This is a genomic window from Fodinicola feengrottensis (assembly GCF_039530045.1).
GTDB classification, from domain to species: domain Bacteria; phylum Actinomycetota; class Actinomycetes; order Mycobacteriales; family HKI-0501; genus Fodinicola; species Fodinicola feengrottensis.
On the sequence record NZ_BAAANY010000010.1, the window covers coordinates 39,980 to 61,075 of the forward strand.

General features: G+C 67.4%; 19 protein-coding genes. 4 read left to right on the forward strand and 15 right to left on the reverse strand.

The window, feature by feature from the left end; translation table 11 throughout:
- A partial coding sequence (locus ABD301_RS16500; protein WP_344311176.1) for a tetratricopeptide repeat protein occupies positions 1 to 990 on the reverse strand: 990 nt, incomplete at its 3' end.
- 272 nt (positions 991 to 1,262) lie between these two features.
- Here ABD301_RS16500 and ABD301_RS16505 point away from each other — a divergent pair.
- Complete coding sequence (locus ABD301_RS16505) at positions 1,263 to 2,909, forward strand: serine/threonine-protein kinase (RefSeq protein WP_344311177.1); 1,647 nt, start codon at positions 1,263 to 1,265, stop codon at positions 2,907 to 2,909.
- Here the strand turns inward: ABD301_RS16505 and dapB are convergent, their stop codons facing one another.
- From dapB to ABD301_RS16555, 10 genes are all read right to left on the reverse strand, one after another.
- Positions 2,910 to 3,677, reverse strand: a complete 768-nt coding sequence (dapB, locus tag ABD301_RS16510; RefSeq protein WP_344311178.1) for a 4-hydroxy-tetrahydrodipicolinate reductase — start codon at positions 3,675 to 3,677, stop codon at positions 2,910 to 2,912.
- Positions 3,678 to 5,012, reverse strand: a complete 1,335-nt coding sequence (locus ABD301_RS16515) for a M16 family metallopeptidase (protein WP_344311179.1) — start codon at positions 5,010 to 5,012, stop codon at positions 3,678 to 3,680.
- Positions 5,009 to 7,240: a polyribonucleotide nucleotidyltransferase gene (locus ABD301_RS16520; RefSeq protein WP_344311180.1), complete on the reverse strand. Its 2,232-nt coding sequence runs from the start codon at positions 7,238 to 7,240 to the stop codon at positions 5,009 to 5,011. Before ABD301_RS16520 ends, ABD301_RS16515 begins: the two co-directional genes overlap by 4 nt.
- A gap of 217 nt (positions 7,241 to 7,457) precedes the next feature.
- The gene (rpsO, locus tag ABD301_RS16525; protein WP_344311181.1) at positions 7,458 to 7,727 is read right to left on the reverse strand and encodes a 30S ribosomal protein S15; all 270 of its coding nucleotides are present in this window, start codon (positions 7,725 to 7,727) and stop codon (positions 7,458 to 7,460) included.
- Between the two features lie 147 nt (positions 7,728 to 7,874).
- Positions 7,875 to 8,999 carry an epoxide hydrolase family protein gene (locus ABD301_RS16530; protein WP_344311182.1) on the reverse strand — a complete coding sequence of 375 codons (1,125 nt, stop codon included), beginning with the start codon at positions 8,997 to 8,999 and terminating at the stop codon, positions 7,875 to 7,877.
- 137 nt (positions 9,000 to 9,136) lie between these two features.
- Complete coding sequence (locus ABD301_RS16535) at positions 9,137 to 10,096, reverse strand: TIGR03564 family F420-dependent LLM class oxidoreductase (protein ID WP_344311183.1); 960 nt, start codon at positions 10,094 to 10,096, stop codon at positions 9,137 to 9,139.
- Positions 10,093 to 11,292, reverse strand: coding sequence for an MFS transporter (locus tag ABD301_RS16540; RefSeq protein ID WP_344311184.1), 1,200 nt, complete (start codon positions 11,290 to 11,292; stop codon positions 10,093 to 10,095). The genes ABD301_RS16535 and ABD301_RS16540 overlap by 4 nt, the downstream gene beginning before the upstream one ends.
- Positions 11,293 to 11,346: 54 nt before the next feature.
- Positions 11,347 to 11,922 carry a TetR/AcrR family transcriptional regulator gene (locus ABD301_RS16545; RefSeq protein ID WP_344311185.1) on the reverse strand — a complete coding sequence of 192 codons (576 nt, stop codon included), beginning with the start codon at positions 11,920 to 11,922 and terminating at the stop codon, positions 11,347 to 11,349.
- A 47-nt stretch (positions 11,923 to 11,969) separates the two neighbouring features.
- Positions 11,970 to 12,908, reverse strand: a complete 939-nt coding sequence (locus ABD301_RS16550; protein ID WP_344311186.1) for a bifunctional riboflavin kinase/FAD synthetase — start codon at positions 12,906 to 12,908, stop codon at positions 11,970 to 11,972.
- A gap of 55 nt (positions 12,909 to 12,963) precedes the next feature.
- Complete coding sequence (locus tag ABD301_RS16555) at positions 12,964 to 13,728, reverse strand: SDR family oxidoreductase (RefSeq protein WP_344311187.1); 765 nt, start codon at positions 13,726 to 13,728, stop codon at positions 12,964 to 12,966.
- Positions 13,729 to 13,861: 133 nt separating this feature from the next.
- Between ABD301_RS16555 and ABD301_RS16560 the strand changes: the two genes are divergently transcribed.
- A complete protein-coding gene (locus ABD301_RS16560) occupies positions 13,862 to 14,728 on the forward strand; it encodes a helix-turn-helix transcriptional regulator (RefSeq protein ID WP_344311188.1) in 867 nt (288 codons plus the stop codon).
- Here the strand turns inward: ABD301_RS16560 and ABD301_RS16565 are convergent.
- The 3 genes from ABD301_RS16565 to ABD301_RS16575 are packed head-to-tail and all read right to left on the reverse strand — an operon-like array spanning position 14,712 to position 18,139.
- Positions 14,712 to 15,476 carry an SDR family NAD(P)-dependent oxidoreductase gene (locus tag ABD301_RS16565; protein WP_344311189.1) on the reverse strand — a complete coding sequence of 255 codons (765 nt, stop codon included), beginning with the start codon at positions 15,474 to 15,476 and terminating at the stop codon, positions 14,712 to 14,714. The genes ABD301_RS16560 and ABD301_RS16565 overlap by 17 nt on opposite strands.
- 9 nt (positions 15,477 to 15,485) lie before the next feature.
- Positions 15,486 to 16,925, reverse strand: coding sequence for an aldehyde dehydrogenase family protein (locus tag ABD301_RS16570; RefSeq protein WP_344311190.1), 1,440 nt, complete (start codon positions 16,923 to 16,925; stop codon positions 15,486 to 15,488).
- Complete coding sequence (locus tag ABD301_RS16575; protein WP_344311191.1) at positions 16,922 to 18,139, reverse strand: M20 family metallopeptidase; 1,218 nt, start codon at positions 18,137 to 18,139, stop codon at positions 16,922 to 16,924. Before ABD301_RS16575 ends, ABD301_RS16570 begins: the two co-directional genes overlap by 4 nt.
- An 86-nt stretch (positions 18,140 to 18,225) precedes the next feature.
- Here ABD301_RS16575 and ABD301_RS16580 point away from each other — a divergent pair, with 86 nt between their 5' ends.
- Positions 18,226 to 18,981: a FadR/GntR family transcriptional regulator gene (locus ABD301_RS16580; protein ID WP_344311192.1), complete on the forward strand. Its 756-nt coding sequence runs from the start codon at positions 18,226 to 18,228 to the stop codon at positions 18,979 to 18,981.
- Positions 18,982 to 19,204: 223 nt separating this feature from the next.
- On the forward strand, positions 19,205 to 20,341 hold the full coding sequence (locus ABD301_RS16585; RefSeq protein WP_344311193.1) for a thiamine pyrophosphate-dependent enzyme: 1,137 nt from the start codon (positions 19,205 to 19,207) through the stop codon (positions 20,339 to 20,341).
- A 6-nt stretch (positions 20,342 to 20,347) separates the two neighbouring features.
- Here ABD301_RS16585 and ABD301_RS16590 read toward each other — a convergent pair whose 3' ends face one another.
- Positions 20,348 to 21,085 carry a hypothetical protein gene (locus tag ABD301_RS16590; RefSeq protein ID WP_344311194.1) on the reverse strand — a complete coding sequence of 246 codons (738 nt, stop codon included), beginning with the start codon at positions 21,083 to 21,085 and terminating at the stop codon, positions 20,348 to 20,350.
- Between the last annotated feature and the right edge of the window lie 11 nt (positions 21,086 to 21,096).

The window sequence follows — 21,096 nt, forward strand, 5'->3', positions numbered from 1 at the left end:
CGTCCAGGCCCGGTGCGTGACGACCATCAGCGGGTGGCTCTCCTGCAGCGGCTCGGAAACGCCGTTGACCAGGTCCTGGAGAGCCTCGGCGACCGGATAGACCAGCTCTGGGTCGAAAAGCTGCTCGGCGGTGTCCAACGCGCGATCGGCCCGGCTGACGACGTCCTCGACCTCGATCTCGCCGCCGTTGTCCGCGGCCTCGGTCATCATCTCGCCAAGCGCCCGCACCTCACGGCCGTACACGACCTGATAGTCGGCCTGATCGGCGCCGAGCGCGCCCAGCAAGGTCAGGTAGAGCCGGAAAAGCGGGTCCGGCACGCCGAGTTCCTCAATGACGAAAAGGACAATGCGCAGCTGCGACTCGCGCGGATCCAGCCGCAGCGCGGTGGCCACGTCTGCACTGGACTGTACGTAGTCGCCGAGCATCGCGCGGTCCAAACCCAGCAACAGCAACAACTCCGGGTCGGTGGGCTCGATGGTGAGCGCGGTCAGCACCGCCTTCTCGCTCTCCTCCCACCTTTCCTGACGGGCCAGGAACTGCGCGCGGGCCCGGTAGCCGGCGAGCATGTCCGGCGCGACCCGGATCACCCGGTCGGCGAGGTCCAGAGCCTCCGCCAGCCCATCCGCGGTGCCGGCCAGCACCAGCCCGAGCATCAGCAGGCTGGCCGGCTCATCCGGGTCGGTCTCGATGGCCCGCCGCAGCAACGGCTCGGCCTCTGAGTCCCGGCCCTGGTCGTGCCAGGCGGCACCAAGCATGGTGAGGCCGTACACGTCGTCCGGGTAAGCGGCCACCAGCCGGCGCGCGGCGTCCTCAGCCTCCTGATCGCGGCCGTCGCCGGAGTTTCGCTGCACCAGCAGGGCGAGCCCGTCGCGATCGGTGGGATCCGCGGCCAGGATCAGCCCGATCACCGCCTCGGCCTGCTCCGGGCGGCCCAGTTCCAGCAAGGCCTTGGCACGCTCCAGCTGGACTTCCCGCTCGTCAGTTGGCACCCGCGAATCCTGTCATGCCGGTACGACAACCGCGCGCAGGCCGTCGAAGCGGCGAGGCTAGGGCGTCCCTTGCACGATCGGCACCCTGGTCGAGCCTCGGGCGTACCCGGCGCCATGATCCTGGACACACCTCGACCGGTAACACTTTTGGCTCGGGCCTCGACATTCCGGACGAGATGCTAACGGTGCGTACGGCAAGCCATCACAGAGTCGGTCATTTCTCCCAAACAACGACAAATCTTCGGCTCGAGCGGTCCGGATAGTCTGTCTCGGTGACCGGATCGGGGAATGACGACAGCGACCAGGGGAATCGCGTCGTCTCCACCGACGACAGCGGGCCGGCGGTGGCCGCCGCCGAGGACGGCCGGTTGATCGCCGGCCGCTACCGGCTGCGGACCTGGATCGGCGCCGGCGCGATGGGCGAGGTCTGGCAGGCGATGGACGAGCGCCTGCACCGGATCGTGGCGGCCAAGCAGCTGCTGCTGCCGGTGGGACTGAGTCATCCGGACGCCGAGGTGCTCCGGCAGCGGTCGTTCCGGGAGGGCCGGATCGCGGCCCGCCTGCAACACCCGAACGCGATAGCCGTCTATGACGTCGTCAGCGACGACGGCCGGCCCGTCCTGGTGATGGAGTACATGGCGTCCCGCAGCCTCGCCGAGGTGATCGACGAGGACGGGCCGCTCGCCCCAGAGCGAGTCGCCAACATCGGCGCGCAGGCCGCGTCCGCGCTGGCCGCGGCACATGCGGCGAGCATCGTGCACCGCGACATCAAGCCCGGCAACATCCTGCTCGGCCCGGACGGTACGACCAAGATCACCGACTTCGGCATCTCCCGGGCGACCGGCGACATCACGGTCACCAAGACCGGTGTCCTCACTGGTACGCCCGCATACCTGTCACCGGAGGCCGCTCGCGGCCAGGTCACCGGCTCCCCGTCGGACGTTTTCGCGCTGGGCGCGACGCTCTACGCCGCCGTCGAGGGCGAGCCGCCCTTCGGCCGCGACGACAACACGATGGCGCTGCTGCACCTGATCGCCACCGGCAAGGTCAACCCGCCGCGGCGGGCCGGCGTACTGGCGAACACCCTGCAGAAGATGCTCCGCGACGACCCGTCCACTCGGCCGACGATGAAGCAGCTAAGCGAGGAACTCGCCGCCGTCGCCAAGGGCGTCACCGAGGTCGCGCCGGCGCCGCGTACGCCCGTCTCCGCGCCACCCCGGCCCGCGCCACCGCCGCCCCCGGCACACGTACGGTCGCCGCAGAACCGGCCGGCGCACGTACGACGGGAGCCGACGCGCTCCGTCCGGGTGCCCGACCGCAAGTGGAGCGCCACCAACCGCTGGCTGGTGATCACCGCGGTGGCCGCCGTCGTCGTCATCCTGGCCTCGATCGGCGGTGCCCGGCTGCTGGCCCACTCATCCTCGGTCAACCAGCCCAACGGCACTTTGCAGCAGGGCGCCGCCGACGCGCCCACCAGCGCACCGCCAGAAGCGTCGGCACCCGTCGTACCACCCGTCACGCCGTCACCTTCGGCCAGCGTGTCGCCCTCGGCGTCGGCGAAGGACCTGGAGGGGCCGGTCGTGAAGTACTACAACCTGCTTCCCACCGACCTCGACGAAGCCTGGGCGCTGCTCGGCCCGGACCTGAAGGCGAAGGGTCGCAAGTCGTACGACGCCTATTGGCAGCAGGTGCAGCAGGTCGCCCTCATGTCGAGCCACACTTCGGGCACGTCGGTGCAGGTGACCATTCAACTGACCATGCAGAACCAGGCCACCGCCGAGGAAGTGCACCGGCTCGGGATGATCCAGGTCAACGGCCAGTGGCTGATCGACACGGACACTCTCATCCAGTCCCACCAGTTCCCCGGACCCGGACCCAGCGCCACCACACTGCCCTCCGAGAAGCCCACCGCCGGCTGATCAGCGTTCCAGGAGAGAGTCCAGCCCAATAGTGAGGCCGGGGCGGCCGAGGATTTGGCGTACGGCAAGCAAAACGCCTGGCATAAAGGAAGCACGATCGTACGAGTCGTGCCGGATGGTGAGCGTCTCACCTTCGGTGCCACACAACACTTCCTGGTGCGCGACCAGGCCGGCCATGCGGACGGAATGCACCGGCACCTCATCCACCCGGGCACCGCGAGCACCGTCCAAAGAGGACTTGGTGGCGTCCGGCATCGGGCCGAGGGCGGCTTTACGGCGGGCCTGCGCGATCGCGGAGGCGGTGTGTACGGCCGTACCGCTCGGCGCGTCGACCTTGTTCGGGTGGTGCAACTCGATGATTTCCATCGACGGGAAATACTGGGCGGCGGTGGCCGCGAACTGCATCATCAATACCGCGCCAATAGCGAAATTCGGCGCGATCACGACGCCGATGCCTTCGGTTGGCTTCAGCCACTCACGCACGGTTTCTATCCGGGCGGCGTCAAAACCGGAGGTGCCGACGACGGCGGAAATTCCCTGGTCGATGCACCAACGGACATTGTCCATGACGACGTCCGGATTGGTGAAATCAACGACAACTTGGGCGCCGGCGTCGGAAATATTGAAAAGCCACTCGCCCTCGTCGACCATCGCGACCAGGTCGAGATCCTCGGCGCCGTCGACCGCGCGGCAAACCTGCGAACCCATCCGGCCGCGAGCGCCCAGCACACCGACCCGCAGCAGCGGACTTCCCACCGGCTCGGACATTTAACCCACCACTCCAGCGCCGGAGAAATCCTGATCGCCCACCGGGCCGATGACGCCGAGCGACATCGGACGGGCCAGCACATCACACGCTACCGAACGAACCTGTTCGGGCGTGACCGAGTCGATCTTGCCGAGCAGGTCGTCGACAGACAGCACATCGCCATAAACCAGCTCGCTCTTGCCGATCCGGCTCATCCGCGATCCGGTGTCTTCCAAACCAAGCACGGTCGAGCCTTTCAGCATGCCTTTCGCGCGCCGAACCTCGTCGTCGGTGATGCCTTTGGCGGCAACCGTCGCGAGTTCTTCGGAGACAATGCCGAGCACGTCATGTACGCGACCGCGGGCACATCCGGCGTACACCCCGAAAATGCCGGTGTCCGCGTATTGGCTCGCGTACGAATAGACTGAATAGGCGAGGCCTCGGCGTTCCCGCACTTCCTGGAAAAGCCGGCTCGACATGCCGCCGCCGAGGGCCTGATTCATTACGCCCAAAGCAAAACGCCGGTCGTCCGCGCGCGCGATGCCAACCGTGCCGAGCACGATGTGCGCCTGCTCGGTGTCCTTGTCGACGACCCGCAGCGGCACCGGCTCCAGCGTCGCGATGCGCTGGTGCATCGCCCGCGGCTCGCGCGCGACAGCGTCGCCTTCGAGCAGGCCGGCCGACTCGAATGCCTTGCGTACCAACCGAACCACGTAATTGTGGTCAAGGTTTCCGGCGACCGAAACGACCATCGTGTCGGGCGTATAACGCCGCTTGTAAAAAGAATGGATCTGTTTGCGCGTCATCGCGGTGATCGTGTCGGGCGTACCGATAACCGGTCGGCCGAGCGGATGCGCGCCGAAAATGGCTTCGGAGAACACATCGTGTACGACGTCGCCGGGATCGTCGTCGTGCATCGCGATCTCTTCGAGAATCACGCCACGCTCGGTTTCGACGTCCTCCGGCGCGATTAGCGACGACGCGAGCATGTCGCAGACGACGTCGATGGCCAACGGCATGTCGTCATCCAGCACCCGCGCGTAATAGCAGGTGTATTCCTTGCCAGTGAAGGCGTTCGACTCGCCGCCGACCGCCTCCAACTCGGCCGAGATGTCCAGCGCCGACCGGCGCCGCGTCCCCTTGAACAGCAGGTGCTCAAGGAAATGCGACGAACCGGCCAGCGCCGCGGACTCGTCCCGCGACCCAATTCCCACCCAGATCCCGAACGACACACTGCGCTGGGTCGGCATGGCCTCGGTGACCACCCGCAGGCCCCCGGGCAGCACGGTGCGGCGAATGGTGCCGCCGTACTGCCCGTTGGCCAGCGTGGTGGTATGGGCGCGGGTAGGGCTCACGCCTGAGCGGACTCAGCCGGAGCGGCCTCGGGCTCGGCGTCAGCCGGCTTCTCGGCGGCGTTCTCCGCGACCGGAACCAGACTGATCTTGCCGCGGGCGTCGATGTCGGTGATCTCGACCTGCAGCTTGTCGCCGACGTTCACCACGTCCTCGACCTTGCCGATGCGCTTTCCGCTGCCCAGCTTGGAAATGTGCACCAAGCCGTCCTTGCCCGGGAGCAGCGAGACAAAGGCCCCGAAGGCCGCGGTCTTGACCACGGTTCCGAGGAACCGCTCGCCGATCTTGGGCAGCTGCGGATTCGCGATCGCGTTGACCCGGTCGACAGCGGCCTGCGCGGACTCGCCATTGGTGGCGCCGACGTAAATCGTGCCGTCGTCCTCAATGGTGATGTCGGCGCCGGTCTCGTCCTGGATCGCGTTGATGATCTGACCCTTGGGCCCGATCACCGCACCGATCTTGTCGACCGGGATCGTGATCGACACGACCCGAGGCGCATACGGGCTCATCTCGTCCGGGCGGTCGATGGCCTCGGCCATCACCTCCAGGATGGTGAGCCGGGCGGCCTTGGCCTGCTGGAGCGCGGCCACCAGAACCTCCGACGGGATGCCGTCGAGCTTGGTGTCCAGCTGCAGCGCGGTCACGAACTCCTTGGTGCCGGCGACCTTGAAGTCCATGTCGCCGTACGCGTCTTCCGCGCCCAGGATGTCAGTGAGCGTCACGTACGTGGTCTGGCCGTCAACCTGGTCCGAGATCAGGCCCATGGCGATGCCAGCGACCGGTGCCTTCAGCGGGACACCCGCGTTGAGCAGCGACAACGTCGACGCACACACCGAACCCATCGAGGTCGAACCGTTCGAGCTGAGCGCCTCGGAGACCTGCCGGATGGCGTACGGGAAGTCCTCGCGGCTCGGCAGCACTGGCAGCAGAGCGCGCTCGGCAAGGCGGCCGTGACCGATTTCCCGCCGCTTGGGCGAGCCGACCCGGCCGGTCTCACCGGTCGAGTACGGCGGGAAGTTGTAGTTGTGCATGTAGCGCTTGGTGGTGTCCGGAGCCAGCGTGTCCAGCTTCTGCTCCAGAGCCAGCATGTTCAGCGTCGAGACGCCCAGGATCTGGGTTTCGCCACGCTCGAACAGCGCCGAACCGTGCACCCGCGGCAGCACGTCGACCTCGGCCGACAGGGTCCGGATGTCGGTCAGCCCGCGGCCGTCGATGCGCACCTTGTCGCGCAGCACCCGCTGGCGTACCGACTTCTTCGTCAGCGCCTTGATGGAGCCGCTGATCTCCGCCTCACGACCCTCGAACTGCTCGTCGAGCTGCTGGTGCGAGTCGGCCTTGATCTCGTCGAGCCTGGCCTCACGCTGCTGCTTGTCGGCGATGGTGAGCGCCTCGGTCAGCTTGTCGGCGGAGATCTTGGCGACCGCCTCGTAGACCTCTTCGCTGTAGTCCGGGAAGACCGGGAACTCGACGGCCGGCTTGGCGGCCTTGCCGGCGAGCTCGGACTGCGCGGCGCAGAGCGACTTGATGGCCGGCTTCGCGGCCTCCAGGCCAGCGGCCACGACCTCTTCGGTCGGCGCCGGCGAACCGCCCGCGACCAGCGCGAACGAACCCGCGGTGGCCTCGGCCTCGACCATCATGATGGCCACGTCGCCGTCGTCCAGGACGCGACCGGCGACCACCATGTCGAAGGTGGAGGCCTTCAGCTCCTCGTGGGTCGGGAACGCGATCCAGTCACCGTCGAGATAGGCCACTCGGGTACCACCGATGGGGCCGGAGAACGGTAGCCCCGACAGCTGGGTGGACAGCGACGCAGCGTTGATCGCGATCACGTCGTACAGCGTGCCGGGCTCGAGCGCGAGCACGGTGCAGACGACCTGGACCTCGTTGCGCAGGCCCTTCACGAACGACGGCCGCAGCGGGCGGTCGATCAGCCGGCAGGTCAGGATCGCGTCCTCGGACGGACGACCTTCGCGGCGGAAGAACGAGCCGGGAATCCGGCCCGCGGCGTACATGCGCTCCTCGACGTCCACCGTCAGCGGGAAGAAGTCGAACTGGCTCTTGGGATGCTTGCCCGCCGTGGTGGCGGACAGGATGACCGTGTCGCCCAGCTGGGCGGTGGCCGAACCGGCGGCCTGCCGGGCGAACCGGCCGGTGCCGAAGACGACCTCACGGGTGCCGTGCTTGCCGTTGTCGATAACGGCGGTAGAGCTGTGGACCTCTTGGTCCGTCATGGGCAATGCCTCTTTCGTACGTGCCGGTGGCCGCACGCTGCCCAGGTGAATCGCTGCCGGTCTTCGATCGAGGCACTCGGGGTTCTCATCCCGGATGCCACTACCGAGGACCGGCCACTTGCGCCCACTCCGGTTGGCGAGGGGTCCCGGCGATGGTCCCGTACGACGATGTCGCCGTACGAGTGAGGGGAGTGGCCGACGGCCACTCCCCACAGTCCTAGCGCCGCAGCTCGAGCCTCTCGATCAGCGACCGGTAACGTCCGATGTCGACGCGCTTCAGGTAGTCGAGCAGCCTGCGCCTGCGTCCCACCAGCAGCAACAGTCCACGCCGGCTGTGGTGGTCATGCTTGTGCATCTTGAGGTGCTCGGTCAGATCCTTGATGCGCTTGGTCAGCATCGCGACCTGCACCTCAGGCGAACCGGTGTCGCCTTCGACCGTCGCATACTCGGTCATGATGGACTTCTTCAGTTCGCTTTCCAGTGGCACAAGCTCTCCCTGTCGGATGCTCTGGTGTGGCCCCCGGTCCAGTTCACGAGGGCTTAGGATCACACGTCGAAACACACGCCGCAGTGTGGCGCATCCCCAAGGTTACCAGCCACCGCGGAACCCGCCACCGCAGGTAGGGGGTCGGACTCAGGAACGGGTCCGCAGCGGCCCGAAGAACGTTCGCAGCTCCCGTACGACCTGCCGCGGCTGCTCGTGGGCCATGAAATGACCGCCTCGCTCGGGCGTGCTCCAGTGCCGCAGGTCCAGCAGTGTCCGCTCGACCAGGCTGCGCGGGAAACCTGCCATCGCCGGCTCGTGGCTGAGCGTGACCGCGGACGGGACGGTGATGTCCGGCCGCGGCTTGTTCTCGGAATAGTCGTAGTACGTGCGAAAGGACGATCCGATGCAGTTGGTGGCCCAATAGAGCGTGGCGACGGTCAGCAGCGTGTCCTTGTCCCAGCAGGTCTCGAGGTCGCCGCCGCAGTCACTCCAGTCGCGGTATTTGTCGGCGATCCAGGCCAACAAGCCGGCCGGTGAGTCCATAAGTGCGGCCGCGACGGTGTCCGGCCGGGTGCACATCATCTCGCTGTAACCCTGGTCCTGGACGTCGTACGTGGCCAGGCTGTCGAGATACGCCTGCTCCTGCGCGGTGAGCGGCTGCTCGCCGAGGCTCGCGGTCAGCGTTCCGGAAGTCATGTGCACCCCGATCAGAGCCTCCGGATAAAGCGCGCCGAGCCACTGCGTCACCGAGCCGCCAATATCGCCGCCGAACGCGCCGAACCGCGAGTAGCCCAGCGTTTGGGTCATCAGCTCATGCCACGTCCGCGCGATCCGCTGCCGGGTCAGCGGCTCGGGTGGCAACTCGGAGAACAGAAATCCTGGCAGCGACGGGACAACCACGTCGAATGCGTCCGCCGGATCAGCCGGCTCGGTGAGCGGGCCAACGACCCGCAGCATCTCCACGAAACTGCTCGGCCAGCCGTGCGTCAGCACCAGCGGCATCGCACCGGCGTCTTTTGCCCGTACGTGAACGAAGTGCACCCGCTGACCGCACACTTCGGCCACATAGTGCGGAAAGGCGTTCAAGGCCCGCTCGGCGGCCGGCCAGTCGAAGCCATCTGCCCAATAGCCGACGAGGTCACCCAGGTAGCCGGGATCCACTCCGGCGGCCCAGAAAGTGCGGTCCGAGGCGGCGGTATAACGCGTCCGTACGAGCCTTTCCCGCAAATCGGCGAGAACGTCGTCGGGCACGGAGATCTGAAAAGCCTGCATTGTCAGCGATCCTTCGGTTCAGGAGTGTGCACTGTCGCAGGCTTAGCAGCCGGTGTTAGAACATGGCAAGCGTGCCCCAAGCTGGTCGGCCAGGGCAACATCGCCAGCGGTACGCGTATCAGCGCACTGCTCTTCCTCTATGCCCGCCCTTCCCTCGCGTTGTGGGACGACTCCCGGGCGAGCGCGCCAGCCAAAGCCCACGTGCGGGTCATGTCCCGCGCTGATCCCAGCCCCGTTTGGGCGAGCAGTACCTCGGTGGCGCCGGCCTCGAAATAGGCCCGTACGCCGGCGGCCACCGTCTCCTCGTCGCCAATCAGCGCGAGCTGGGCGGCCCTGGACAGGTTTTCCGCGGCCAGCACCTTTTGGTACGACGGAATGGAGTCGTAGAAGGACAGTTCCTTCTCCGCTTGGGCGACAACCTCGTCCACATTGGACGTGACGACGGCCGGCACGGCCGCGACGACCCGCAGGGAAGGACGACCGGAGGCGGCCAGCGCCGGCACGATCGTCTCGGCAATCGTACGAGGTCCAGCAAGATAGGGAAGTGTCCCGTCCGCCACCTCTGCGGTGACCCGCAGGGCCTGCTCCCCCATCGCCGCCACCACAATCGGGACCGGAGCGGCACCACCGACCACAGTGGACAGTTGAGTGGTCGAGGCGGTCAGCGTCTCGCCGTGAATGTCGATCTTCTCGCCTGCGAAAATGCCTCGGAGCGCGGCCACATAGTCGCGCAGGTGCCGAATCGGCCGGTCGTACGAGACGCCGTAGACGCCCTCGGCGACCGGTTGGGCGCCGAGCCCGAGGCCGAGGGTGAACCGACCACCGCTGGCCGCCTGCACGGTTTGCACCTGGTTTGCCAACACAATCGGGTGTCGTGGATACATCGGTACGACCGAGGTGCCCAACTCCACCTCCGGCACCTCTCGCGCCACCGCGGCCACCAGGGTCAGGGCGTCGATGTCGAACCGCTGGGAGAACCAGAGGCTGGAAACTCCGGCAGCCGCGGCAATACCAGCCTGATCGATCAACAGGTCGACGGCGTTTTTGCTGTTGCCAACGGCATCCGCGGTCGCGGGCAGGGCGATTCCCACCTTCATCGAGCACTTCCTTCGTTCGTCAGGACAGGGGCATCTGAGGTGGTCAAAGTCCGGCTCGGGCGACGTGCCGCCCGGCCGGCGAACAGGGCGACGATCAGACTCGCCGCCGCGAGCGCGACACCGATCCAGACCGGCGCCACAAAGCCGTAACCAGCGTCAATCGCGAGACCACCGAGCCAGGGGCCGATCGCGATGCCGATATTGAAGGCTGACGTGTTGGCACTCGCGCCAAGCGGCGAGTCACCGGCGAGAGTCATGGCCCGGGAAGTCATGGCGGGATTGGCTCCAAAAGCGACAAAACCGAAGGCAAGAAACAGGATGACTGTCGCGACCTGACTGTGCAGGGCCAGCGCGAATCCGGCGAGCACCACCACCGACACGACCAAGGAGAGGTACAAGCTGGCATGAGGTCGACGGTCCGCGAACTTGCCGCCGACCGCTATTCCGGCGATGCACCCGAATCCGTAGAGGAACTGCAGGAACGGCACAGCGGCCGGCGAAAAGCCAGCCACATCGGTGAGCAGCGGCGAAATATAGCTGAAAATGCCGAGGAAAGCCGCCAACGCGAGCGCGTTGGCGGCCAGCGTCGCCCACAGCCGGCCGCTGCGGAAAACTCGCAGGCCGCCGCGTACGTCAAAGCCCGCACCGGTGCGCTGCGCGGGCACCAGTGTCGCCACCCCGATCAAGCTCAGAAGGCCAAAGATCGACACCATCCAGAAGCTGGCCCGCCACCCGAGGTGTTGCGCGACCAAGGTGGCGGCCGGCAGACCGATCACACTGGACACGGTGAGCCCGCCGACCAGGACGGCCAGCGCCCGGGCCCGGCGGTGTCCTCCGGCCAGGCCGACCACAACCGATGCCGCAACACCAAAAAACGTGCCCATGGCCATCGCGGCGATCACTCGGGACACCATCAGCACCGCGTACGTCGGCGCCACCGCTCCGATGCTCTGCCCCACGACGAAGAGCGCGAGCAGGATGATCAGTATCCTTTTCGGTTCCAGGCGGGCAAAGAAGACGGTCAGCAGCGGGCCGCCAATGGCCATTCCCAACGCGAAGCCGGAAACCAGCAGCGCGGCGGTCGGGATCGAGACGCTGAGATCGGCGGACAGCAGTGGCAGCAGGCCGGAGAGCATCATCTCGGTCGTTCCCATGCTGAAGATCGCCATCCCCAAGACGTACACGGCAAAAGGCACGCCGGTTCCCTTCCTAGTATTTGAACCTTAGTTACAAAATAGGCGCAAAAAAAATCAGAGCACGGCCACCGCGGTGTCGACAATCTCGCGCAGCCGTTTCCGGTCGTCAAAAACGCTGTCGACGACGGTCATGCCGTACATCGCGCTCAACACCAACCGCGCCAACAACACCGCCGACACGTCCTTGCGGATCTCCCCGCAGGCCTGACCGAACTCGATCGCGGCGACCAGCGCCTTTTCGGTCTGCGAGAAGCGTTTTCTGAGCAGCCGGTTCAGCTCCGCGTCATTGCCACCCAGCTGCACAGCCGTACTCACCGCCAGACATCCGGCCCGGCCAGCCAGGCCACCCTCGCCAAGAGTGATCATCAGCAGCGCGTGAATCCGGTCTTTCACCGGTGTCGGCTGGTCCAACACCGCCAACTGCGCGACCGCCCCTTTCGCGTTGTAACGCTCCAGGACACGGTCGAAAAGCTCGCGCTTGCCGACAAAGGCGTTGTAGAGACTCCCCCGACCAAGACCAGTCGCGTCACAGAGGTCTTGCGGGGTGGTGGCCGCATATCCCTTGTCCCAGAAGACAAGAGTAGCCGCGTCGAGCACTTCCTCGACGTCGAAACTACGCGGCCTCGCCATAAGTTCGACCCTACGCGGTTCTGTAACTGGAAGTCAAGAACGCTGACTCAGACCGAGAGGATCTCGCGCGTACGACGGACGTCCTCGTCGATAGCGGCGACAAGTGCTTTCCTGGACTCGAAACGCTCGGTGCCGCGCAGCCGGGCGACGAACTCGAAGCCGACGTGCTCGCCGTAGAGGTCCTCTTCGAAATCCAGTACGAAAGCCTCGACCGACAGCGCGTGCCCATCGAAGGTCGGGTTGGTGCCGATGCTGATGGCGGCCGGCGTCGTGACCGTCTTGGAGCCGCGGCCACGGACCAGCCGGCCGGCGTAGATACCGTCGTCCGGCACCGCGGAATGCGGCACCGGCTCCAGGTTGGCGGTCGGGTAACCCAGCTCGCGCCCGCGCCGGTCGCCTCGTACGACGACTCCCTCGACCCGGTGATCGCGGCCGAGTGCGGCCGCGGCCGCCGCCACGTCGCCGGCCGCGATGCAGGCCCGGATGTACGTCGACGAGAAGGTCGTGCCGTCCGAAGCGACCAGCGGCACGGCCGCCGCGGTGAACCCGAACCGGTCGCCGTAATGCGCCAGCGAGGCTACGTCACCAGCGGCTTTGTGTCCGTACCTGAAGTTGGCGCCGACCACCACCTGGGCGGCGTGCAGGCCGTCGACGAGGATGTCGTGGACGAACTCGGACGGCTCCAGCCGGGACAGCTCGGGAGTGAACGGCAGCACACACATGCCATCCACCCCCAGCTCGGCGACCAGCTCGGCCTTGCGGGCCGGCGGGGTCAGTACGGCCGGGTGGCTGCCGGGGCGTACCAGCTCGGCCGGATGCGGGTCGAAGGTCAGCAGCACCGACGCCAGCCCAGCATCGCCGGCCCGCCGCACGGCGTCGTTGATGATCTGCTGATGGCCGCGGTGCACCCCGTCGAACACCCCGATGGTCACCACCGAGCGACCCCATCCGCGAGGCGTCGCCTCGATCCCGCGCCAGCGCTGCACCGGTCCGCCTCCGTACGCCCAAGGAATCCGCTCATCATGAGCGTAACGAAGGCAGTTATGCCTGCTGGGTCGGCATGGCGACAATGCTGGGCAGGTTCAGCCGGCGAGCGCGACTAGTCGCGTACGCCACCACGTCGGCGATGTCCTGCGAGGTCAGCGCTTCGATCGCGTCGAACATGCCGTCGACCTGGCCCTGCAGCTCACCGGACGAGATGTGCTGGGTCAGCTCGCTGGCGGTCAGGCCCGGCTCGATGTTCGTGACCCGGACGTTCTTCGGGCCGAGGTCGGCGCGTACCTGCTGGGAGAAGGTGCTGACGGCGGCTTTGGTGGCGCCGTAGACCGAATACGCCGGGAAAGCCATCCAGGCGCCGATGGACGAAATGTTGACCACGTCGGCCGTACGACCGGCCTCGGCGGCGGCCAGCAGGTCCGGGGTGAAGGTCCGGAAAGCGGCCAGCAGACCGATCACGTTGAGGTCGATCATCCGCCGCCATTCGTCGATCCGGCCGTCCTGGATCGGCGCCGGCAGCATCACGCCGGCGTTGTTGACCAGCAGATCCACCGGCCCGTACGCCTCGTGGACGGTCGCGAGCGCACGGTCCAGCGTGTCCTGGTCGGTCACGTCGGCGCCCACCGCGATCGCCGTACCACCGTCGGCGGTGATCTTCGCCACCAGCTCGGTGAGCCGGTCCTCGCGGCGGGCCAGCAGTGCCACCTTGGCGCCCTCGGCCGCCAACCGCTGCGCGGTGGCCGCGCCGATGCCGCTGGAAGCGCCTGTCACCACGGCAACGCGGCCGGTCAGGGAAGTGTCGATGCTCATCTTCGGAGTCCTTTCGGAGGTTCGATCTCGTACGAACGACACTGCCCCGGTTCGCCGCCGGTACCCAGATCGCGCTGTACCTGGGTTTGGCAGAACCAGGCAGGACGTGCCCGCGGCCCGCACAATCGAGGGCATGGACAAACGCACTGAGCTCGGCGAGTTCCTCCGCAGTCGCCGGGCGGCGCTGTCTCCGGAAGACATCGGACTGGCGTCCTTCGGCGGCCGCCGCCGGGTCGCCGGGCTGCGCCGCGAAGAGCTCGCGCAGGTGGCCGGCGTCAGCGCCGACTACTACACGCGGCTGGAGCAGGGGCGCGGTCGAAACGTGTCGGAGTCCGTCCTGGACGCGCTGGCCGAAGCGCTGCGACTTTCCGAGGCGGAACGCGCGCATTTACGTGACCTGGCCCGACCGGCCCGCGCCCGGCGGCACTCCCGGCCGCAGCGCGTACGACCGCAGGTGCAGCTGATGCTGGACTCCCTGCAGGGCGTGCCAGCCTTCGTCCTGGGTCGGCGGATGGACATCCTCGCCTGGAACGCGATGGCCTGCGCACTGATCACCGACTTCAGCCAGCTCCCGCCAGCCAGGCGGAACATGCTGCGGATCGCTTTCGGCCCGGACTCCACCGCCCGCGACCTCTACCCCGACTGGTCAGCGGTGGGCCGGGACACCGTCGGCTACCTCCGCCAGGACGCGGCCCGCTATCCCGACGACCCCGAGGTGCTCGAGCTGATCGGGGAACTTTCCCTGCACAGCGCCGATTTCCGCCGGTGGTGGGCCGCGCACCCGGTGCACAGCAAGACCCACGGCCAGAAGTTGTTCGACCACCCGCTCGTCGGCGAGATGGCGCTGTCGTACGAGTGCTTCTCCCCCAACGACGACCCGGACCAGGTCCTCATCACCTACACCGCCGAACCGGCCTCCGCGTCCGCGGTGGCTCTGGCCCACCTCGCCACTCTCGTGGCTTCCCCGGCCTCCGCCGCCGCGGTCAACTGGGTGGGGTGAAGCGGCCGTCGATGGCGGTCCAGCCGCCGTCGACCTGCAGGACGGAGCCGGTGACGAAGCTGGCCGCGTCGGAGGCGAGGAAGACCACCGCGCCGGCGAGCTCGGATGGGGCGGCCCAGCGGCCGAGGGCGCTTTTCGATGCGTACGCGTCGTACCAGGCCGCGTTTTCCTTGATTTGGGCGGTCAACGGCGTTTCCACCACGCCGGGGGCGATGGCGTTGGCGCGTACGCCCGAAGGCCCGAACTCGGCGGCCGCGGTTTTCAACAACTGCACCAAACCAGCCTTGGTCGCGGCGTAAACGCCTTGGCCCGGTTCCACCACAGTGCCCCGGATAGACGAAAACCCGATAATGGAGCCACGGCCGCGGGCGACCATGCCGGCGCCAAAAGCCCGGACCAGGTCGAAGGTGGCCCGCAGGTTCAGGTCCACCACCCGCTGGTATTCCTCGATCGAGTAGTCCAGCAGCCGCTTGCGGACGTTGGTGGCGGCGGTGAAAACCAGCACGTCGACGGGCGAGAGCGACACAGCGGCCGCGGCGACGGCGGCCGAATCCAGGACGTTCAGTTCGAAAACGTCGGCGGACACTGGACCGGCGGTTTCCCGGGCGGCGGCCAGGTCGCGGTCGGCGACGGTGACCTTCGCACCGAAGGCGGCCAACGCGCGGGCCGACTCGCGGCCGATGCCGCTGCCACCGCCAATCACGACGGCGTGTTTTCCGTCCAACCTAAAGAGATCGGTGTAATCCACTGTGGACTCCTACACTGCCGGGCGGATGACCGCCATCCGGGTGACGGTCAGTTCCTCGATCGCGAACCGCGGCCCTTCCCGGCCGATGCCGGAGTCCTTGACTCCGCCGTAGGGCATCGTGTCGGACCGAAAGCCTGGGACCTCGTTGACAATCACGCCGCCCACCTCAAGCGTCTCGATCGCCTCGAAGGCGGTGGCCAGCGAGCGGGTGAAAACCGCTGCGTGCAATCCATAGCGGGACGAGTTCACGGCCTTCCAAGCGGCTGGCAACGACGCGAACGTACGCACCGAAACGACCGGTCCGAAGATTTCCTCGTCCCAGGCCGAAACTCCGTCAGCGGTCCCGACAAGTACGGTCGGTTCAACGGATCGGCCGGCCTGGCCGCCACCGATCACCGAGGCCCCAGCGGCCGCGGCCTCGGAAACCCAGGAAAGGACCCGAGAAGTTGACTTCGGGTCGATCAACGCCGACACGCGGGTACGCGCGTCTCGCGGATCGCCGACCACCACCTCGGAAAGCCGCGAGGTCAACAGCGCGACAAAGTCAGCCGCGACCGAAGCATCCACCAGCACGCGTTGGACCGAAATGCACGCCTGGCCGGACGCGTAATAGCCGCCGCGCAACACCGCGCCAACGGCGGCATCCAGGTCGGCGTCGGCGGCGACCACCAAAGCGGCGTTAGATCCCAACTCCAGCACCACTTTTCGGGGCGCGGCGGCCCGCGCGATCTGGTGCCCGACGGCCGCCGAGCCGGTGAAAGACACCGCGCCCACCCGCGGATCGGTCACCAACGCCGAGCCGACAGCGGCGTCACCGGTCACCAGCTGGACAGCCGCGGCCGGCGCTCCGGCGGCGAGCAACGCTTCCCGAAAAAGGTGCACCAGCCACAAAGTCGCGAGCGGAGTCTGCGGCGCGGGTTTGCACACGACCGGGCAACCAGCGGCGATGGCCGGTGCGATTTTGTGGGCCGCCAACAGCAGCGGATAGTTGAAGCCGGCGATTCCCACCACCACCCCGATGGGCTTGCGAGTCCAGAATCCGATCAGCCCGTCACCGGACGGCAACAAGTCCAGCGGCACGGTCTCGCCGTGCAACCTGGCCACCTCCTCGGCGGCCGCCTCCAAGGTGACTATCGTACGAGCGACCTCGGTCCGACAGTCGACCAGCGGCTTGCCCGATTCCAGTACCAGCAACGATTCGAAGTCCGTACGCGAACCAGCCAGAGCGTCTCTGACGCCCAGCAGAATCTCCCGGCGAGTACGCGAGGGCAGCGCCGCGACCTGCGCTCGTACCGCCACCGCCGCATCCACAGCAGCCGAGGCCAGCGCCGTGTCCCCCACCGGCGCGACCCCGATTTCACTACCATCGTACGGAAAGATCACCGGCTCAGTGGCCGCGACCGGCACCCAGCCAGCGCCGATCGGCAGGCCTGTCGGGTACGCGCTCACCGGGCCTCCAGGAACTTTCGCGCGGCCACGGCGTAAACCTGCGTTGCGGTCACGATGTCAGCGATATCCACAAACTCGTCCGCCTGGTGCGGGATCCACTTGCCACCCGGTCCATACACGACAGTCGGGATTCCCGCTCGTACGGTCAAAATCGTCCCATCCGTGGTGCCAGGGACACCGCCGAACACCGGCTCGGAACCGGTGACCAGCGAATGCGCGGCGGCCAGCGCCACCACCACCGGATCGTCCAGAGCGGTGTCCACTGGCGGGCGGTTGACGGGCACCGAGACTTGCGGCTGAAGGTCCAGTTCGGCGGCGATCCGCTCGGCATGATCGGTCAGCCGCGCGATCAGCACTTCGTGGTCAACACCGGGAATCGTACGAATATCCGCGCCAATCGTGGCGTGCGCGGGGATAACGTTGATCTGGTCCAGATCGCCGGCGGTCAGCACGGTCGGCGTCACATACGTTGGCCCGAGGTGCGGGTGCGACCCGTGCCGGTTGGTCAGGTCGGCCTGCAAATGATCCAGCACCCGAAGGAAATCGGCGATCGCCGGGATCGGGTTGCGGCCGTGCTGTGGCATCGCGCCGTGGGCCATCGCGCCGGCGAAGGTGACGGTGAACCGGACGGCGCCCTTGGACACCGGGCAGATCTCGCCGCCCTCCGGCTCGCAGACAATCGCACCGTCCACATCGGACACCGCGCCGCTGTCCACCAGGTGGTGCACGCCGATCATCATTCCTTCTTCGTCGGCGAGCGCGCAAACCTTGATACACCCCGGAAATCCGCCGGCCAGCTGCAATGCCCGTACGGCGTAGACCATCGCGGCCAGGCCGGATTTCATGTCCGCGGCACCACGGCCATAAAGTCGCCCGTCCCGGATGATTCCTTCGTACGGGTCGACCGTCCACTCGTCCAGCGAGCCCTCGGTGACCACGTCGGTGTGACCTTCGAAAAGCAGCGTTGCCCCTGGCCCGTCGCCGACCACGGTGGCCACCACGTTGGGCCGGCCGGGCGCCGGCTCGGTGATCACCGGGTCCCAACCGAACTCGCGCATCTTCGCGGCCACCAGCGCGGCGGCCGGCGCCTCACTGGCCCCGCCGGCCGGGTCGTTGACAGTCCGTAGCCGGACGAGCTCCCGGGTGAAGGCGACGACGCCGTCCGCGTCCACCGAGATCCGGGCGTCGAGCCGCTGGGGCGATGGCGGCGTCATGCAGAATCGCTCCTCTGGTTCACTGGTCAGACCAGTACACTGAGTCTTAGCGTGACATCAGCCACCTATCAGGGTCAAGGGATGCGATGCCAGCCCAGTTCCAGACGGTCCAGCCGGTACGGGCGTACCAGCGGGTCGTCGAGCAGGTCGAGGAAGCCGTGCTGACCGGCGCCCTCAAACCGGGCGAGCGGCTGCCCAGCGAGCGCGAGCTGATGGCGCAGTTCGGGGTGTCCCGCTCGACCGTGCGGGAGGCGCTGCGGGTGCTGGAAAGCGGCGGCATGGTGCGCTCCCGGCCAGGCGATCCGCACGGTCCGCTGGTGTTGCCCTACTCCCCCGCCGGCCTGGAGAAGTCGATGAGCCGGCTGGCGCACCTCGACCAGCTGAGCCTCGCCGAGCTGCTGCAGTTCCGGATGATGGTCGAGGGCGGCGCGTACTTGCTGGCGGCCCGACTACGTACGGACGCTCAGCTCGCCGAGATGCGCGGCGCTCTGGACGCGATGGAGCGCGCGGTCGACCGCGGCCCCACCGCGTTCAGCGAGGCTGACCTGGCGTTTCACGACACGGTCGCGCGGATGAGCGGCAACATGCTCATCATCATCTGCAGCCAGGTCGTACACGGCGTGGTGCTGGACATGATCGCCGGCAAGCTGCAAAAGGCGCCGGACCCGCGGGCGGTGATGGCCGAGACGCTGGACCATCACCAGCAGGCGCTCGCGGCGGTACGGGCCGGAAACGGCCAACTGGCGGCCGACCTGGCCCGCGCGAAGCTCTATGAGTACTACGCCGACCATTTGTCCAGCGAAGAGCGGACCGCACTGAAATGGCTGGTGGACGGCAGGTGAATCGGTACACGAACCATCGTTCAGGCCTGCCGGCGCGGCCAGATTTCGACGCCGATTTTTGTGGAACTCCGCTCCTGCGGCGGAACTGGCCACCCGGCTAGCGTCGACCATAAGATGAGCGACACAACCCAAATGGTGAGACACGCATCCCAGGGCCACAAGCCGTCGGGCCGCAGTCCCATCCCGGTAAGCGGCATCCACCCCCGCCGCGAGAGGAGCAGCCATGTCCAGTTCTCTTGACGTTGCCCCCACCACCGCGCACCCGATCGACGAGCTGAACGCGTGGATCGACCTCGGCCACGCCTCCCAGGCGCCGGCGATGGTCGCGCCAGACGGCACCCTCACCGGGGCAGCCGCTCATCTGCTCACCCCCGACCCGGCGCTGGCGCGGGCGCTCTACCGCGACATGGTGCTGGGCCGCCGGCTCGACCAGGAAGCGACCGCACTGCAGCGCCAAGGGGAGCTCTGCATGTGGATCCCCAGCCTCGGCCAGGAAGGCGCGCAGGCTGGCGCGATCCGGGCCGTACGCGACAGTGACATGGTCTTCCCGACCTACCGCGAACACACCGCGGCGATCGCCCGACAGGTGCCGGTGGGCGAGTTCCTGCACATGTTCCGCGGCGTTGGCCACGGCGGCTGGGACTCGCACAAACACCAGTTCCAGATCTACACGGTCGTGCTCGCCGCCCAACTGCTGCACGCCGTCGGCTACGGCATGGGCATCCAGCGAGATGGCGCCGATGAGGTCGTGCTGGCCTGCATCGGCGACGGCGCGACCAGCCAGGGCGACGCCAACGAGGCCTTCGGCTGGGCCGCCGCGCAGTCCGTGCCGGTGGTGTTTTTCGTGCAGAACAACCAATACGCGATCTCCGTGCCGGTACGGTCGCAGTCCACGCAGCCGCTGGCTCGGCGCGCCGACGGCTTCGGGTTCCCCGGACTTCGGGTCGACGGCAACGATCCGCTCGCGGTGCACGCTGCCGTACGCACCGCGGCCGCCTGCGCTCGTACGGGCGCCGGCCCGGTGTTGATCGAGGCCGTCACCTACCGCCTCGGCCCGCACACCACCGCGGACGACCCGCGCCGCTACCGCGACTCCACCGAGGAGTCTTACTGGGCCGCTCGCGACCCGCTGAGCCGGACCCGTACTTTCCTGCTGGGCCAGGAATGGGCGGACGACGCCTGGCTCTCCACAGTGGACAATGAGGCGGACGGCTTCGCGGCCGACATCCGGAAGGCCTGCCTCACCCTGCCCGACCCGGCCGCCGAGAGCATCTTCGCGCACGTGTATGTCGAAGAGACCGCGGAACTGGCCCGGCAGCGGCAGGAACTGACCACCTATCAGGCCTCTTTCGCGGACTGATACTGGTTAGTTCTGGTGCCCCACGGCGTCGCGGCCCTTCTTCTTGTTGTCCTCGGCGATCTGGGTGGCCAAGGTGAGCGGGATCCAGCGTATTTCCTTCGCTTGGTCCAAAAGGTCGAGCCGTCCGGTCCCGGCATTCCAGGCCCGGCGAGCGAAGGTGGCGCAGTTGTTCATCGCCATGCTGTAGCCCAGCGACTCGTACGCCTGGACGACGCCGGTCACCGCAAGGAACTGCTTGTGGTCGATGGTCGTCGTCTCGGCATGATCCTCGTCGCCTTCGTGCGGGTCCGGCGACGCCACCTTGCCGTCGTTGTAGAAGGCGTCCAAAACCGTGTCGAGGCCGCTCATGGATTCCGGCCAGAACCCGATCGAGATGGGCGCGCCCGGCGGCTTCGCATCCGTCGAGTGCTGGGACAGCTGGCGAAGCGTGATCCAGGCATGCCCCACCAGGTCCGGCACCTCAAGGCCGGCCAAGGCCACCGCGCGGTTCATCGTCTTGATCGTCATCTCGTACTGGTCAGCCGGCTGCGCATCCTGTTTCCAGCCGGACAGGGTGTCGCTCGCGGCCCGCTGGACGGCAGGCTTGCCAGCCGGCTCCGTACGACCGAGGCCGAGCGCGGCGACGACTGCCGCGTTTCCGGCGGTCCGCTGCAGGTCCAGCAGCCGCGGTCGCGGCGACTGGTCACGGATGGGCGCGGTGCCGCCGGGTGTTCGGCCGGCTCCAGCCTGAAGGTGATCCCGCATTCCTTCATACA

Coding starts and splice junctions, on each gene's coding strand:
- dapB (WP_344311178.1), bottom strand. CDS start 3,677: ATGTCCGAGCCGGTGGGAAGTCCGCTGCTGCGGGTCGGTGTGCTGGGC.
- ABD301_RS16520 (WP_344311180.1), bottom strand. CDS start 7,240: ATGACGGACCAAGAGGTCCACAGCTCTACCGCCGTTATCGACAACGGC.
- ABD301_RS16530 (WP_344311182.1), bottom strand. CDS start 8,999: ATGCAGGCTTTTCAGATCTCCGTGCCCGACGACGTTCTCGCCGATTTG.
- ABD301_RS16535 (WP_344311183.1), bottom strand. CDS start 10,096: ATGAAGGTGGGAATCGCCCTGCCCGCGACCGCGGATGCCGTTGGCAAC.
- ABD301_RS16545 (WP_344311185.1), bottom strand. CDS start 11,922: ATGGCGAGGCCGCGTAGTTTCGACGTCGAGGAAGTGCTCGACGCGGCT.
- ABD301_RS16555 (WP_344311187.1), bottom strand. CDS start 13,728: ATGAGCATCGACACTTCCCTGACCGGCCGCGTTGCCGTGGTGACAGGC.
- ABD301_RS16560 (WP_344311188.1), top strand. CDS start 13,862: ATGGACAAACGCACTGAGCTCGGCGAGTTCCTCCGCAGTCGCCGGGCG.
- ABD301_RS16575 (WP_344311191.1), bottom strand. CDS start 18,139: ATGACGCCGCCATCGCCCCAGCGGCTCGACGCCCGGATCTCGGTGGAC.
- ABD301_RS16580 (WP_344311192.1), top strand. CDS start 18,226: ATGCCAGCCCAGTTCCAGACGGTCCAGCCGGTACGGGCGTACCAGCGG.
- ABD301_RS16585 (WP_344311193.1), top strand. CDS start 19,205: ATGTCCAGTTCTCTTGACGTTGCCCCCACCACCGCGCACCCGATCGAC.
- ABD301_RS16590 (WP_344311194.1), bottom strand. CDS start 21,085: ATGCGGGATCACCTTCAGGCTGGAGCCGGCCGAACACCCGGCGGCACC.